The sequence below is a fragment of the Pseudomonas faucium genome, from assembly GCF_021602585.1.
GTDB classification, from domain to species: Bacteria; Pseudomonadota; Gammaproteobacteria; order Pseudomonadales; family Pseudomonadaceae; genus Aquipseudomonas; species Aquipseudomonas faucium.
This window is the reverse complement of sequence record NZ_BQIP01000003.1, coordinates 1-15281: the sequence shown is the minus strand read 5'-3', so window position 1 is coordinate 15281 and position 15281 is coordinate 1. Positions and strand designations below refer to the sequence as shown.

The 15281-nt window shown below is 64.4% G+C and carries 15 protein-coding genes and 1 rRNA gene; 11 read left to right on the top strand and 5 right to left on the bottom strand.

What is annotated here, in order from left to right; translation table 11 throughout:
• Positions 1–21: 21 nt before the first annotated feature.
• From L6D75_RS04910 to L6D75_RS04880, 7 genes are all read left to right on the top strand, one after another.
• Positions 22–717 (top strand): M949_RS01915 family surface polysaccharide biosynthesis protein, encoded by a 696-nt coding sequence (locus tag L6D75_RS04910; RefSeq protein WP_176511533.1) that lies wholly within the window; start codon positions 22–24, stop codon positions 715–717.
• Between the two features lie 108 nt (positions 718–825).
• Positions 826–1155 carry an aspartate-semialdehyde dehydrogenase gene (locus tag L6D75_RS04905; RefSeq protein ID WP_176511534.1) on the top strand — a complete coding sequence of 110 codons (330 nt, stop codon included), beginning with the start codon at positions 826–828 and terminating at the stop codon, positions 1153–1155.
• A gap of 67 nt (positions 1156–1222) precedes the next feature.
• The gene (locus L6D75_RS04900) at positions 1223–1384 is read left to right on the top strand and encodes a hypothetical protein (RefSeq protein ID WP_008097464.1); all 162 of its coding nucleotides are present in this window, start codon (positions 1223–1225) and stop codon (positions 1382–1384) included.
• Between the two features lie 138 nt (positions 1385–1522).
• The gene (ccoM, locus tag L6D75_RS27295) at positions 1523–1639 is read left to right on the top strand and encodes a cytochrome c oxidase subunit CcoM (RefSeq protein ID WP_008097462.1); all 117 of its coding nucleotides are present in this window, start codon (positions 1523–1525) and stop codon (positions 1637–1639) included.
• A gap of 185 nt (positions 1640–1824) precedes the next feature.
• Entirely contained in the window at positions 1825–3813 is a 1989-nt protein-coding gene (locus tag L6D75_RS04890; RefSeq protein WP_176511535.1) for an FUSC family protein, read from the top strand.
• Entirely contained in the window at positions 3800–4006 is a 207-nt protein-coding gene (locus L6D75_RS04885) for a DUF1656 domain-containing protein (protein ID WP_176511536.1), read from the top strand. The genes L6D75_RS04890 and L6D75_RS04885 overlap by 14 nt, the downstream gene beginning before the upstream one ends.
• A gap of 11 nt (positions 4007–4017) precedes the next feature.
• Positions 4018–4887, top strand: a complete 870-nt coding sequence (locus tag L6D75_RS04880) for an efflux RND transporter periplasmic adaptor subunit (RefSeq protein WP_176511537.1) — start codon at positions 4018–4020, stop codon at positions 4885–4887.
• A 33-nt stretch (positions 4888–4920) separates the two neighbouring features.
• Here the strand turns inward: L6D75_RS04880 and L6D75_RS04875 are convergent, their stop codons facing one another.
• Entirely contained in the window at positions 4921–5679 is a 759-nt protein-coding gene (locus tag L6D75_RS04875; protein WP_176511538.1) for an SDR family NAD(P)-dependent oxidoreductase, read from the bottom strand.
• A 112-nt stretch (positions 5680–5791) separates the two neighbouring features.
• On the opposite strand from L6D75_RS04875, the gene L6D75_RS04870 reads away from it, so the two are divergent.
• Entirely contained in the window at positions 5792–6709 is a 918-nt protein-coding gene (locus L6D75_RS04870) for a LysR family transcriptional regulator (protein ID WP_176511539.1), read from the top strand.
• On the opposite strand, the gene L6D75_RS04865 is transcribed toward L6D75_RS04870, so the two are convergent.
• Positions 6648–7874: a GAF domain-containing sensor histidine kinase gene (locus L6D75_RS04865; RefSeq protein ID WP_176511540.1), complete on the bottom strand. Its 1227-nt coding sequence runs from the start codon at positions 7872–7874 to the stop codon at positions 6648–6650. The two genes, L6D75_RS04870 and L6D75_RS04865, sit on opposite strands and share 62 nt — an antisense overlap.
• Before the next feature lie 182 nt (positions 7875–8056).
• On the opposite strand from L6D75_RS04865, the gene L6D75_RS04860 reads away from it, so the two are divergent.
• Entirely contained in the window at positions 8057–8377 is a 321-nt protein-coding gene (locus L6D75_RS04860) for a DUF2025 family protein (protein ID WP_176511541.1), read from the top strand.
• A gap of 9 nt (positions 8378–8386) precedes the next feature.
• Here L6D75_RS04860 and L6D75_RS04855 read toward each other — a convergent pair whose 3' ends face one another.
• Together L6D75_RS04855 and L6D75_RS04850 are read right to left on the bottom strand one after the other, a co-directional pair.
• Positions 8387–10984: a bifunctional diguanylate cyclase/phosphodiesterase gene (locus L6D75_RS04855; protein ID WP_176511542.1), complete on the bottom strand. Its 2598-nt coding sequence runs from the start codon at positions 10982–10984 to the stop codon at positions 8387–8389.
• A 55-nt stretch (positions 10985–11039) separates the two neighbouring features.
• Positions 11040–12116, bottom strand: a complete 1077-nt coding sequence (locus L6D75_RS04850; protein ID WP_176511543.1) for a diguanylate cyclase — start codon at positions 12114–12116, stop codon at positions 11040–11042.
• 127 nt (positions 12117–12243) lie between these two features.
• On the opposite strand from L6D75_RS04850, the gene L6D75_RS04845 reads away from it, so the two are divergent.
• Complete coding sequence (locus L6D75_RS04845; protein ID WP_176511544.1) at positions 12244–13338, top strand: MBL fold metallo-hydrolase; 1095 nt, start codon at positions 12244–12246, stop codon at positions 13336–13338.
• Between the two features lie 3 nt (positions 13339–13341).
• On the opposite strand, the gene L6D75_RS04840 is transcribed toward L6D75_RS04845, so the two are convergent.
• Positions 13342–14238 (bottom strand): formate/nitrite transporter family protein, encoded by an 897-nt coding sequence (locus L6D75_RS04840; RefSeq protein WP_176511545.1) that lies wholly within the window; start codon positions 14236–14238, stop codon positions 13342–13344.
• A gap of 459 nt (positions 14239–14697) precedes the next feature.
• On the opposite strand from L6D75_RS04840, the gene L6D75_RS04835 reads away from it, so the two are divergent.
• Positions 14698–15281: ribosomal RNA gene (locus L6D75_RS04835) — 16S ribosomal RNA — on the top strand; the annotation flags it as partial.

Genomic DNA, 15281 nt, shown 5'->3' with positions numbered 1-15281 from the left:
TGACGAGGGCTTCGTACTCACATGCCGCTCAAGCACCGCTGGTTGAACGCCTCCATGGCCCTGGGCAGCGTGTTGCTGCTCAGCGCCTGTGATCAGAAAAATTTCGAAACCTTGCCGCCGATTCCCGTCGAGCAGCTCGAAGTGCTGGGCGTGCAGACGCCGATCAAGAGCGTGCATTTTCGCGACCGCGACGGCGAGGGCCTGCTGGTGCTCAGCCGCAGCGACGGCCAGGCGGTGGATGCCGAGTCCGAGCAGGAAGTGGACAAGGTGGTGCTCAAGGCCACCTTGTACGGGCGCGGCGCGGCCAGCGACGCGTTCAAGGCGCGCTGGCAGATCGAGCAGGAAACCACCTGCTCCGGCCTGGACCTGGATGTCGACTTCTATACCGACGTCAGTGATGTCAGCGACCTGAACAAGGATGGCGTCGCCGAAGTGACGGTGGCCAGCCATTCGTTCTGCGGCGGCGGCATCGACCCCCACGACATCGCCATCGAGATGCGCGAAGGCCAGGCCAGCTACACCATCACCGGCCAGTCGCTGATCACCCCGGCTGGCGAAGAGCCGGTGGGCGGCGAGCGTGAAGACAGCGCATCGCTGAAAAACGCCCCGCAGGTTTTGCGTGACCACATGGACGCCGTCTGGCAGCAGGTCTACAAGCGCCCCTGGAGCGAGGCCAGCCCGCCGGTCGACGACGACCCGGACGACGAAGCCGAATAATCGCTGTCCATACAGGCAGGGTGCGGCCGTGACCGGCCGCACATTCTCGCCTGGCGCTGCTCAAGGTGGTGGCTGGCTGGCCGATACAGTGGGCACAGGAGAACATTCATGCTGCCGCCGATCATTCCGCTCAGTGCCGCACCCGTGACCTCGCAACAGGACCCGGTCAAGCCGACCCCTGACATCAAGCCGGTGGTCCCCGCGCAGCCCTCGTCCGGCGAAAGCGCCATCGACCTCAAGCACCAGCGCGACCCGCAAGAGCAGGCGCTGTTGCTGCGTGACGAGCAGCGCCGCCAGCAACGGCGCAACAGCAAGGGCGATGAAGAGCGCTACAGCGCGCTGCCCGGTGATGAAGTCAACGCCGACAACACCGTGCCGGTGGCCCCGCTGATGGGCGAGCACCCACGCCAGGGGCTGCTGGTCGACATCGAAGTCTGAGCCAGGGCTGGCCATGGCCGGCGCCTGGCTTCATCATGCACGTCTCTGTTGACCGTCGAGCCTGCCCATGAGCCAAGACAACCTCATCGACTTCGATGCCGAACGCGCCAAGCGCGTCCACGACCTCAAGGAAAAACGCCTGAACGAAGTGCGCCAGGCGTTCGAGCAAGCCATGCCACTGGGCAAGGCGAAGAAGAAAAAGCCCAAGGGCAAGCCCAAGAAGCGCTGAAACTTGACGCAGGTCAACCCTGCGCCCGCCTCGCCTGCCCGGTCCCGGGCAGCATTGACCTCGATCAATTTCCCCCGCCCCGGCATTCGTTACCTTGCATCCATCGGACAACGGCAAACGAATCAGGAGGCCCATGACATGTTCTTCGACAATGTGGTTATCGCGGGTGTGGTAACGGTCGGGTTGATGTTCGCCTTCTTTGCCGGTCTGGGCATTTTCATCTGGAAGGACTCGAACAAGCGCAAGCCGCGCTGACCTTCCCGATTCACGAGCACGCAAGGCATTTAGGGCGACTTCGGTCGCCTATTTTTTTGCCTGCAATTTGCTGCGCCAACCTTTGCCCTACAAAGATGATTAGCTAGCTAATTAATCGTTTCGGCATTATCCTGCGCTGCGTTGTCTATCGTTTACCTCAACCATCCCCCCGCAAGGTCCGATTCGTGCCCATCACCCTACAGGCCCTGTTCGCACCCACCCGCCTGGCCCTCAAGTTCGCCATCAAGACCTTGCTCGGCGGCGGCCTGGCCTTGTGGCTGGCGATGCGCTGGGGGCTGGAGCAGCCGGCCTGGGCCTTGATGACCGCGTTCATCGTCGCCCAGCCGCTGTCCGGGATGGTGGTGCAGAAGGGCCTGGCTCGGCTGGCCGGGACGCTGGTCGGCACCTTCATGTCGGTGGTGTTCATTGGCCTGTTCGCCCAGACCCCCTGGCTGTTCCTGATTGCCCTGGCGCTGTGGCTGGCGCTGTGCACGGCCGCTTCCACGCAACTGCGCAGCGCCTGGGCCTATGCCTTCGTGCTGGCCGGCTACACCGCCGCCATCATCGCCCTGCCGGCGATCGACCACCCGTTGCAGGTGTTCGACCAGGCCGTGGCGCGCTGTACCGAAATCTGCCTGGGCATTTTCTGCGCCACCGCCACCAGCGCCTTGCTCTGGCCCATGCGCGTCGAGCAGCAGCTTGCCGTGCAGGCGCGCCAGGCCTGGCAGAACGGCCTGCAGGCGGCCAGCGCCATGCTCGGCGGCGAGGATGAGGCGCGCAAAGGGTTGCTGGAGATTCTCGGGCGTATCGTTGCCATCGATACCCAGCGCGAACATGCCTGGTTCGAAGGGCCGCGCGGGCGCCAGCGGGCCAGGGCGATTCGCGGGCTGAGCCAGAAACTGATGGTGTTGCTGCGCATTTCGCGCTCGGTGCGCCGGCAATGGCGCCAGCTCGATGAGCAGCAAGCCATTGCCCTTGGCCCCTGGATGGAAGAAGTGCGCGCCGGGTTGGCCAACCCAGACCAACCCACCCTGCTGCTGTTGCGCCAGCGCATCTGGGATGCCGCCCACGCCGAGCAGATCAGCTCGGCCGAGCACTTCTGCCTGGCCCGCATGGCCTTGCTGCTCGACTACGCCATGGCCGCCACCCAGGCGCTGGACGATGTCGAGGCGGGGCGCACGCCCAAGGCGGACGGCCAGGGCCTGGCCGCGCACCGCGATTGGTCGCTGGCGCTGCTGTTCGGCTCGCGCAGTGCCCTGGCGCTCCTGGTCATGAGCAGCTTCTGGCTGGCCACCGCCTGGCCTTCGGCACCGGGTGGCCTGGTGTTGACGTGCGTGGTCTGCAGCTTGTTCGCCAGCCGTGAAAACGGCGCGCAGATCGGCCTGAGTTTCTTGCGCGGCATCTTGCTGGCGATCCCGGTAGCGTTTCTGGTCGGGCAAATCATCCTGCCGCAGTGGAGCAGCTTCGCCATGCTCTGCCTGGGCCTGGGCGTGCCGCTGTTTCTCGGGGCGCTGGGCATGGCGCATCCGCGTACCGGCGCTACGGCCACTTCCTATTGCCTGCATTGCATCGTCCTGGTGGCGCCGCTCAATGCCATGCAGTTTGGCGTGGCGAGCATGCTCAACAGCGCCTTGGCCATGCTGGTGGGGGTGAGCGCCGCGGTGCTGGCGTTCCGCTTGCTGGTGTTTCGTCACCCGGCCTGGCTCGGCCGCCGACTGCGGGCCGCGACGCAAAGTGACCTGGTACGCCTGACCCGGCGTGACCTGCGCGGCGCCGATACCTGGTTTGGCGGGCGCATGGCCGACCGCCTGATGCAGCTTGCCCGCCAGGCCAACGAATTGCCCGAGGCCGAGCGCAAGCGCTGGGACGATGGCCTGCATGGCCTGGATATCGGCGATGAGCTGGTGCACCTGCGCATGTGCCTGGCGGTGGCCCAGGCGCCGCTGGGCGCGGCTGAGCGGCAGTATCTGGAGCAATTGCAAGCGGTGCTGGCCCAGGGGCCGGCAGCCGGGCGCGGCGAGCGCCTGGATGCCGCCAGCGAGCAGTTCATCGCCGCGCTGCAGCGCCAGCCGTCCAGTGACCCGTTGCGCCTGGCCGAAGGCGCCGTGCTGCAGTTGCAGAAGAGTTGGCGTAAATGGTGCCGCTGGCAGGAGGAAGCCCATGGGCTTGCGTGAATGGGCCTTGGGCGGCGTGCTGCTCAGCCCTTTTCTAATCTACGTGTTGATGGCCCTGGTGCTCACCGGCGCCTTGCGCCTGGTGGTCCAGGCCACCCCGCTGGCGCGCTGGATCTGGCATGAAGCCTTGTTCGATGCGGCCATGTTCGTGTGTGTGTTGTACCTGGTGGTTCGCCTGCTGGGGCCTTTGTAAGGAGTGATTCGATGCGTGCTGTCGTCCGTACCCTGGTGACCCTTTGCGTGGTCGCCATCGCCGTTCTGGCCGGCTACCAGCTCTGGCAGTACTACATGCTCACCCCGTGGACACGGGATGCCCGGGTGCGCGCCGATGTGGTGGTGATCGCCCCCGATGTGTCCGGCTGGGTGCGCGAGCTCAAGGTGCAGGACAACCAGCAGGTCAAGGCTGGCGAGCTGCTGATGACCATCGACCGCGAGCGCTTCCAGGCGGCCTTCGACCAGGCCAGCGCCGTGGCCGAGACGCGCACCCAGCAGTTGCACCTGCGCGAACGCGAAGCGGCGCGGCGCACGGCGCTGGGCCCGGAGGCCATCAGCGCCGAGCTGCGGGAAAACGCCCAGATCAACGCGGCTATCGCCCGTGGCGAGCTGCATGAAGCCCAAGCCCAGTTGCAGGTGGCGAAAATCAACCTGGCGCGCAGCGAAGTGCGCGCCCCGCGCGACGGGCATATCACCAACCTGCGCCTGGCCCAGGGCAACTATGTGAACACCGGCCAGGCCGTGATGGCCCTGGTGGATGATTCGACCTTCTATATCCAGGCCTATTTCGAGGAAACCAAGCTGCCGCGCATTCGCGTGGGCGACTCGGTGAAGGTCTGGCTGATGGGCGCGGGGGAGGCGATGCAAGGGCATGTGCAGAGCATCAGCCGCGGCATCACCGACCGCAACAGCAACCCCGACAGCCAACTGTTGCCGGAGGTCGAGCCGACCTTCAACTGGGTGCGGCTGGCGCAGCGCATCCCGGTGCGGATCAAGCTGGACGAGATCCCCCAGGGCGTGAACCTCAGTGCCGGGATGACGGCCAGCGTCCAGGTCCATGAAGACATCGTCGACCGGTAAGGGCCAAGGGGCTGCACGGCGGCCCCCAGGCATTCACAGGAACATGCCCCCGGAAACCTCCAGCCGCTGCCCGGTGATCCAGCCGTTGCCTTCCTCCAGCAACAAGGCGATCGCCGCACCGATGTCATCCGGCAGGCCGGCGCGGCCCAGGGCCGTGTTCCCGGCGACGTAGTCATTGAGCTGCGGGTTGTCACGCACCGCGCCGCCGCTGAAATCGGTCTCGATCGCCCCCGGGGCGAGAATGTTGACGCGGATGCCTCGGGCGCCCAGCTCCCTGGCCTGGTAGCGGGTCAGCACCTCCATCGCGCCCTTCATGGCGGCGTAGGCCGCGTGGCCCGGCAACGAAAAGCGCGCAAGGCCCGAGGAAATGTTGACGATGCGCCCGCCATCCTCCAGCAGCGCCAGCATGCGCTGGGTGAGGAAGAACGGCCCCTTGAGGTGGATGTTCAGCAACTGGTCGAACTGCGCCTCGCTGGTTTCGCTGAATGGCGCGTTGAGGCCGATGCCGGCGTTGTTCACCAGGAAGTCGAAGCGCTCGCGGCCAAACTGGCTGCGCAGGGTTTCGCCCAGGCGCTCGGCGAAGGCTGCGAAGCTGCTGCTGTCGCCGACATCCAGTTGCAGCATCGCCGCCTTTGCCCCGGCCTGTTGCAGGCGCTCGGCCACGGTGTGGGCTTCGTCGGCCTGGCTGTGGTAGGTGCCGATGATGTCGATGCCGCGTGCGGCCAGGTGTTCGGCGGCGTTGCGGCCCAGGCCGCGGCTGGCGCCGGTGATCAGAGCAATCTTGCGGGTCATGGCGGTTTCCTCATTGGGGTGGATGGGAAACAGGTTATTGGTCGCGCGTGGGCTGTTAAATCCAGCAAATATGGAAATACTGTTCGCATTAACCGAACAATCGGAAGCCGGTATGAACAAGTTGGAGTTGTTGCGCACCTTCGTCCGGGTGAGTGAAGTGAGCAGTTTCACCTTGGCGGCCGAAAGCCTGGGCCTGCCGCGCTCGACGGTGTCGGAGCAGGTCAGGGCCCTCGAGCAGATGCTTGGCACACGCCTGTTCAACCGTACCACGCGGCGCGTGCAGGCAACCCAGGATGGCGCGTTGCTGTACGAGCGCAGCAAGGACCTGTTGTCGGGCATGGACGAGATCGAAAACCTGTTCCGCGCCGATGATGCCGAGCTTGCCGGCTGCCTGCGGGTCGACATGCCGACCATGATGGCGCGGCGCGTCATCATCCCGGCCTTGCCGCAGTTTCTGGAGCGCTTCCCGCGCCTGGAAGTGGAGATCAGTTGCACCGACCGCCAGGTCGACCTGCTGCGCGAAGGTTTCGACTGTGTGATGCGCATCGGCGCGCTCAGCGACCTGGACGTGGTGGCGCGGCCGATCGGCCAGTTGAGCATGTGCAATTGCGCCAGCCCCGCCTACCTGGCCCACCATGGCGTGCCGCAGCGCCTCGAGGACCTGGCCGGGCACCGCCTGGTGCACTACGTGCGCAACCTCGGCGGGCGCAGTGCAGGGTTTGAATACCAGCACGCAGGCCAGGTGCACTACCAGGCCATGGCGGGCGGGGTAACGGTGAACAATGCCGAAGCCTATTCGGCGGCCTGCCTGGCGGGGCTGGGGTTGATCCAGGTGCCGGCGGTGGGGGTGGCGGAGCACTTGCTGCGGGGTGAACTGGTGGCGGTGCTGCCAGCCTGGCAGGCCGAGGCCATGCCGGTGTCGTTGCTGTACGCCCGGCAACGGCATGTGCCGCGCCGGGTGCAGGCTTTCATGAACTGGCTGGCGGGGCTGCTTGCAACTCAGGTCGACCCAGCGGCAGGTGGAAGCTGAACAAGGTGCCTTGCAGGGCGTCGGACACCACCTCCATGCGCCCGCCATGGGAGAGGGCAATCTGGTTGGCGATGTACAGCCCCAGACCCAGGCCTTGCTGCGGCTCGTCGGCCAATGGCCGGGTGAAGGGCTGGAACAGCTGGCTCAGGGTCTGCGCGGCAATCGGGCGCCCGCGGTTGTGCACGCTGAGCACGAACTCATCGTCGGCGATGGCGGCCTTGACCGTCACCGGCCCGTGCGGGTCGCCATGCACCAGGGCATTGGCAATGAGGTTGGACAGCAGCTGGGTGACCCGCTCGCGGTCGCAACGCAGGTCGCCGAGCACGCCGATGTCGAGCACGATCTGGCGCAGCGGATGCACCCCTTGCAGCTCCGAGGCCACATGCCTGAGGCCTTCGGCCAGGTCAGGGCAGGGCTGCTGGTTCAACGGGATGCCGGTGCCGAGCCGGCCACGGGCGAAGTCCAGCACGTCACGCACCAGCTGCGAGGCACGCCGGCCGCAGGTATGGATGTGCTGGGCGATGACGCGGTTCTTCTCGTCCTCCAGGCGCTGGGCCAGCAGTTCGGCCCCCGCGGTGATGGCGAACAGCGGGTTGCGCAGGTCGTGGCCGAGCACGGCAATGAACTGCTCGCGCAGTTCGGCCATGGCCCGTTCCTGAAGCAGCGCCCGCTCGGTGCGCTGGGCGTTTTCCTCGCTCTCGATCTGGATCGCCAGCAGGCGGGCGAACGACTCCATCATCGGCTGGATCGCGCTGCCCTTGAGCGCCGCCGGGTTGGGGTCGAGCGCACAGATGGTGCCGAAAAAGCTGCCATCGGTGCGAAACACCGGCACGGAAATGTAGCTTTCGAAGCGATACAGCTTGGGGGTGTGGTGGCCGCAGTACTGTTTGTCCTCGCTGGCCTTGTCGATCACGATGGTCTGGTGGGTGCTGCGGATCTCATGGCACAGCGTGGTGGCCACGTCGAGTTCGCCGCCGGCATCCAGGCCGAAATCCAGGGTGTCGAGCACGGCACAGGCGACCCAGTGGTTTTCGGTGACCCGTGCCACGGCGGCAAAACGCATGCCGGTGGTTTCACAGATGACCTGGAGAATGGCGGGCACCGCGTTGATGCGGGCGATGGTAGCGATATCGGCGCTGATATCGGCGCTGATGGCGTCTGTCATGAACGGTCCCGGTATTGGCGACGGAGGGGCAGCATTCATTCTAGCGGGCCTGCCGGCAGATGACGAAAAACCTTGGCGAAACAACGGCCACCTGCGCTAGGCTGGGCGAGCGCGTTGCCCAGCAGAGGCAACCGCTGCCCGCCTGGCGTGCGTCACTTCCGTCTTTATTGCGAGGTTACGTCATGGCCATCACTTCCCTGGACATCTGCAGCGCCGCCGACCAGCTCAAGGGCTTCGTCGGTTTTCATGGCAAGCGCGGGGTCCACATCGTGCGGTTTTCCGAGGACGCGTTCGGCATGGACGTGGCGGATGACAGCATCACCCCGTGCAGCGAATTCGTCTGGCGGCCGCAACAGGGCCAGCGCATGGCCTTGTGCCGCGAGCGGCTGGGGTTGCTGTTGCAGCAGCATGTGGACGACCGCCTGAACATCGCTGAGCCGCTGCGCGTCTACCTGCGTCGCAGTGACTTGCCGGAAATCGTCGCGGACCGTGCCCTGCGTTGAGTGCCGAATTCAACTGCGCCGGCTTGCACTGGCATCGGCGGGCGATGCGGGCAATTGTTCCAGCAACTGCTCGAAGCCTGCCTTGTCCAGCGGCCGGCTCAGATAATAGCCCTGCACTTCATGGCAGCGGTCACCTTCCAGCGCGCGCAATTGCTGTTCGGTCTCGACCCCTTCGGCGGTTACCGTCAAGCCCATGGCTTCGCCCAGGTTGATGATCGCCTGCACCACCGCCCGGTCGCTGCTGCCGGCGTTGCTCAGCCCGGCAATGAAGCGTTTGTCGATCTTGATGCTGTCGAACGGGTAGGTGCGCAGGTAACCGAGCGATGAATAGCCGGTGCCGAAATCATCCATGTTCAGGCGCACGCCCAGCTCCTTGAGTGCCTGCATGGTCGCCAGCGCGCCTTCGATGTCGTTGAGCATCACGTTTTCGGTGATCTCCAGCTCCAGGCGTTGGGCGGGGAAGCCGGTTTCCACGAGAATGTCGCGCACATCGGCCACCACATCGCTGCGCAGGAACTGTGCCGGCGACAGGTTTACCGAGACCAGCAGCTGCTCGGGCCAGCCCTGGGCATTGCGGCAGGCCTCGCGCAGCACCCAGCGGCCGAGGCTGACGATCAGCTCGCTCTGTTCGGCCAGCGCGATGAAGGTGTCCGGGCCAAGCAGGCCTTCCTGCGGATGCTGCCAGCGCAGCAGGGCTTCGACCGAGACGATGCGCAGGTCGCCCAGGCGGTAGCGCGGTTGGTAATGAAGGACGAACTCGTTGTTGCGCAGGGCGCGGCGCAAGTCGTTTTCCAGTTGCCGGCGGTACTGGATCTGCTGGTTCATTTCGGCGGCAAAGTAGCGCCAGGTATTCTTGCCGTCGGCCTTGGCCTGGTACAGGGCGATATCGGCGCAGCGTATCAGCTCGCCGGCATCAAAGCCCTGGGTGCGGGTCTGGGCGATGCCGATGCTGGCGCCCACGTGCAGCGCTTGGTCCTCGAAGGGGATGGGTTGTCGCAGCAACTCGATCAGCCGCTGGCACAGCCGGTCGACCTCGTGGCGGTTGTCCACGCCTGCCAACACCAGCACGAATTCGTCGCCGCCCAAGCGTGCGACCAGGTCGACATCGCGGGTGGTGTCGCGCAGGCGCGCGGCCACCTCCTGCAGCACTGCATCACCGGCGGGATGCCCAAGGGAATCGTTGATCGGCTTGAAGTTGTCGAGGTCGAGCAGCAGCAAGGTCAAGGGTGCCGAGTCGCTACCGCGCAATAACGCCTGCTCCAGGTGCCGGGCGAGCTTGTTGCGGTTGGCAAGGCCCGTCAGCGGGTCGTGCAGCGACAGGTGTTGGATGCGTGCGTGGGCTGCCACTTCGTCGGTAATGTCGCTGGCGGTGCCACGAAAGCCTGCCAGCTTGCCGTCGTACACGATCGCCCGTGCCGAGATCCGGCAAAAACGGCTCTGGCCATTGTGGTCACGGTAGGCACAGCGCAGGTTGGCCGGTTGTTCCGAGTCGGCCTCGACCTGGGCGTCCAGCCAGGGTGACAGGGGCGTGGTGTCGCAACTGAGCAGTTGGTTGAGCGGTTGCCCGAGCCAGACCTCCACCGGGTCGCCGGTCACTTTGACGAAACGCTGCGACAGATAAGTCAGCCGCTGCTGCCGGTCGGTTTCCCAGATCCAGTCGGAAGCGGCCTCGGCCACGGCGCGAAAACGCTGCTCGCTGGCCTCCAGTGCATGGTTGCTCTGTTGCAGGCGCTCCAGGCTCAGGTCGATGGCCCGCGAGCTGTGCAGGGCATGGCGGAACAGGTAGAGCATCACCAGGCCCAGTACCAGCAATGCGCCGAGCAATGGCGGCAGCACCGCCCAGAGCAGTTGCCGGCCGGGCAGGGGGCTGGTCCAGGCCAGGTGGTAGCCGCTGTCGCCCAGGGCTATCTGATGCTCGCCGGGGTTGCCGCGGTTCTTTTCGATATGCATGTGCGCAAGGCCTGCGCCGGCACCCAGTTGGCCGAGCTTTTCTTCGGTGAGCTGGTCGACGAACAGCATCACCGGCGCCTGGCTCACTTCGGCATCGGTCACTTCCCGGTCAGGGCGCACGGCGGCAGCGCTGAGCACTGCCGGCCAGCCATTGAACAGCACGAAGTGAGTGACCTGCTCGCGTGCGCTGGCTGCAGCACGGGCCTGGGCAATGATCGCTGGGAGGGGGCTGTCGACAAAACTGCTGGCCGGGGCCTGGGTGGGCTTGCCCTTGAACAGCGCGTAGCTGGTGCGCTGGTCGTCCACCACGAACACGCCTTCGTAGCCGCTGGCGCTGTACAGCGACTCGCCGATGTTCTTCTGCTCGTAGGCCCACTGCCAATCCACCTGGGGCGTCAGGTGCTGGTAGGCGCTGTCCCACACGGCGTAGCTGGAGAGGAACTGGCGTGAGGCCTGTAGGCGTTGCTGCAGCGCCTGGGAGGCGTGGAAGGCACTGCGTGCCTGCTCCTGGTTGTCGAGGGTGGCGGCGATGTTGAACAGGGCACCGAGGGTTACCAGGCAGGCGAGGCCGAAGACCGCGCAAAAGCCTGCGATCAGGCGCCGGACCTGAACACGGGGGGTGGGGCTGGTGGGCGTGACGTCGGCGATCCTGGCCATACGCGAGCGACTCCTTCTTGAGCTGCCGCCCCGCGTCGGTCAATCGGCGAGGGGTTCAGTCAGGATAGGCGAGCCTGAGCGGCGTGCCTTCGCCGGTGGCGAAATTGACCTGGTCGCGGCCCTGGCGCTTGGCGCTGTAGAGCGCCTGGTCGGCCAGCTCCAGCCAGCGTTCGGGGCATGGCAGGCCTGCCTGGAAGGCCGACAGGCCGATACTCAGGCTGATCTTCAGGTGCGGAAGCTGCGGGTTGCGGTAGCTGGCCACCTGCTGGCGCAGGCGTTCCATGGCCTGGCAGGCCTGGGCCTCGCTGGCGCCCGGGAGAATCACGCAGAACTCATCGCCGCCGTAGCGCCCGGCCAGGTCGCTCTCGCGCAGGTTGCGCTTGAGTTCATCGCTCAACTGGCGCAGCACACAGTCGCCGACCACGTGGCCGAAGGTGTCGTTGATGGTCTTGAAGTGGTCGATGTCGATCAGGGCGATCACGGCGGGCTGCTGTTGCTGCTGGCAGGTCTGGAACTGCAACAGCAGCGCGTCTTTCCAGGCGCCGTGGTTGAGCAGGCCGGTGAGGCTGTCGGTCAGGCTCAGGGCGCTGAGGCGGCGCTTGTGCTCGGCGAGCTTGATCGCCAGGCGGTAGCAGACCCAGCCCAGGGCCAGCGGATAGAGGGTCAGCATCGGCAGGCAAGCGTAGACCTGCAGCGGCGAGGTGGTCAATTGCAAGCCGGTGCCCAGCAGCGCGCTGGCCAGCAGCATGCCCGCAAGTTGCGCCAAGGCGCCGCGCACGACCATCCGTTTGCCCCCGGCGGCTACATTGTTCATGGTCATCATCGACAGCACGGTGACCGTGGGCAGCGGGTTGAAGTGCATGGCCGCGGTCCAGAAGCCGCCCATCAGCGAGTCCAGCAGCAGGTTGCGCTGCTCTGCCTGGTAAGGCGCCGTGGAGCGTGCCGCCCACTGATAGGCCACATGCGGCCACAGCAGGCCGTTGAACAGCAGCAGCACCCAGGCCCACAGAGGCGGCGACAGCGGCGCGATAGCGGCGGCCACGCTGAACAGGCCGATGCCCAGGCCGACGATGCGCGGCAGGTAGATGCGCCTGACGAAAGAAAGTCCCTTGCCGCTACGGTTGTCCTTCATGGTTTTCGTTCTTCTGTTGAAGCACCGTTTATCGCATAAGTCGCGTGAATATTGTTGAACAGTGTTTCATCGTCGAAAAATGACCTTACAAGCCAATTCACGGTTAGTGCGACCACTGTGGAGTAACATGAAGGCTTTCCTCTTGCTTGGAGTGCTGCTGCTCATGATGCCCATGGCTAACCCCGCCGGCGAGTCGGCGCCGCAGCGGGACGGACGTTTTCACAACCAGGCCAGCCTGCCCCAGGATGGCGTGCTTAAAAAGCTGCGCATCGGCCTTAAATACCTGTTCCTGCGCAAACCGCCGGAAACCCGGCCGGCGACGGCGATCAGCGTACAGCCCATGACCCGCCAGCAGGTGCTCGACGCACCGGACCACAGCCTGTGGCGGCTGGGCCATTCAACAGTATTGCTCAAGCTGCGCGGGCGCTTCTTCATCACCGACCCGGTGTTCGCCGAACGCGCCTCGCCGGTGCAGTGGGCGGGGCCGCTGCGCTTTCATGCGCCGCCACTGCCGTTGGCGGAACTGCCCCCGCTGGCGGCGGTGATCCTCTCCCACGATCATTTCGATCACCTTGACGAACAGGCCATTCGCCAGTTGGCATCACGCAGCGAGCGCTTTCTGGCACCGCTGGGGGTGGGTGATCTGCTGATCGAATGGGGCGTGCCGGCGAGCAAGGTCACGCAGCTGGACTGGTGGCAGGAAACGGAAGTGGAAGGTGTGCGTTTCATCGCCACGCCGGCCCAGCACTTCTCCGGGCGCGGGTTGTTCGACAGCAACCGGACCCTGTGGGCGTCGTGGGTTGTGATCGATGATCAGTTGCGCGTGTTCTTCAGTGGCGACACCGGCTACTTCGACGGCTTTCGGCAGATCGGCGAGCGTTTCGGGCCGTTCGACCTGACCCTGGTCGAAACCGGTGCCTACAACCTGGCGTGGCCAAATGTGCACATGCAGCCGGAGCAGAGCTTGCAGGCGCACCTGGATCTGCGCGGGCGCTGGATGCTGCCGATTCACAACGGCACCTTCGACTTGTCGTTGCACGGCTGGCAGGAGCCATTCGAGCGCATCGTCGCCCTGGCCGGCGCGGCGCAGGTACGCCTGAGTACGCCGCAGATGGGCGAGCGGGTGAGCCTCGACTCGCCCCATGAAGGGCAGAACTGGTGGCAACCGCGGCCGGCGCGCGAGCGGGGCAGGGGGCCTGAGCGCGCGCTGGCGGGGCAGTGAAGGTCACTTGCGGGTTTTGTCCGGTCCGCGTGATGCGGGTTTTTCCTCCTTTAATAGCTGCGAGGGCGGCTTGCCGCTGTCGCTACGTACCTGGGCATGGCTGATCAAGGCGAAGATGAAGCTGCCACCGATGATGTTGCCGGCCAGGGTCGGCAACGCGAAATGCAGCCAGAAGCTTTGCCAGGTCTGCTCGCCGGCCCACACCAGATAGGACACTTCCACCGAACCGACGACGATGTGGGTGAAGTCGCCGAGTGCCATGAGGTAGGTGATCATCAGGATGATCCAGATCTTGGCCTGCTCCATGGAGGGGATCATCCAGACCATGGTGGCGATCATCCAGCCCGAGACGATGCCCTTGGCGAACATCTGGCTGAGGTCGTTCTTCATCACCTTGCGGCCGACTTCGAGGAAGGCGACGTCGGTCTTGCTGTCGAAGATCGGCAGCTCGAGCATCACCCAGGCGACCAGCAACGTGCCTGCCAGGTTACCCAGCAGCACCACGCCCCACAGCCTTAGCAGGCGGCCAAGGTTGGCGAGGGTAGGGGTGGTCATGACCGGCAGCACGGCTGTCAGGGTGTTTTCGGTAAACAGTTGCTGGCGCGCCAGGATCACGGCGAGGAAGCCGGCGCTGTAGCCCAGGCTGGCGATCACCTGGGCGCTTTCGCCATCTGGCAGGCGGGAATACAAGAGCCCCATGGCCATGAAAGAAAGGCCCATGGTCAGGCCCGCTGCCAGCGCCGACCACCACAGCGCTGCCAGGGTGCGCTCCAGTTCCTGGTCGCCTTGGGTGCGGATGATCTCGTGCAGCACCGCTGCCCGCGGGGGCTGGTTATGGCTGACTTCCTGTTCCTCGTCCGCCGACAGGCCGGGGGTCTTGTCGCTTTGCGCATCGCTCATGGCCGTTAAGCTCCACGGGGTATTTCTCTAGAGAGCGATGACGGGTGCATTTAGTTGCCAGAGGGGCAGTAAATGAAGATCGAAAGTTTTTTCAGATCAAGGTGTTGACTCTGATTTCAAAGCGCGTATTATTCGCCTCCTCGCAGCGTTGAACGCAACGAGGCAAGCGGTAAGTTGTTGAGGTGAAAGGCTTTTGAAAGAAAGTCGCTTCAGAAGAACTTCAAAACAAACGCTTGACAGCAAATGAGGAAAGCGTAGAATGCGCGCCTCGGTTGAGACGAAAAGCTCTTAACCAAACGCTCTTTAACAAATTGAATCAAGCAATTCGTGTGGGTGCTTGTGGGTACGGACTGATAGTCAAAAAGATTATCAGCATCACAAGTGGCCATGCGAGAAATCACATAGTCATTTGAGATTGCTGAGCCAAGTTTAGGGTTTCTTAAAAACCCAAGCAGTATTGAACTGAAGAGTTTGATCATGGCTCAGATTGAACGCTGGCGGCAGGCCTAACACATGCAAGTCGAGCGGATGATGGGAGCTTGCTCCTGGATTCAGCGGCGGACGGGTGAGTAATGCCTAGGAATCTGCCTGGTAGTGGGGGACAACGTTTCGAAAGGAACGCTAATACCGCATACGTCCTACGGGAGAAAGCAGGGGACCTTCGGGCCTTGCGCTATCAGATGAGCCTAGGTCGGATTAGCTAGTTGGTGGGGTAAAGGCTCACCAAGGCGACGATCCGTAACTGGTCTGAGAGGATGATCAGTCACACTGGAACTGAGACACGGTCCAGACTCCTACGGGAGGCAGCAGTGGGGAATATTGGACAATGGGCGAAAGCCTGATCCAGCCATGCCGCGTGTGTGAAGAAGGTCTTCGGATTGTAAAGCACTTTAAGTTGGGAGGAAGGGCAGTAAGCTAATACCTTGCTGTTTTGACGTTACCGACAGAATAAGCACCGGCTAACTCTGTGCCAGCAGCCGCGGTAATACAGAGGGTGCAAGCGTTAATCGGAATTACTGGGCGTAAAGCGCGCGTAGGTGGTT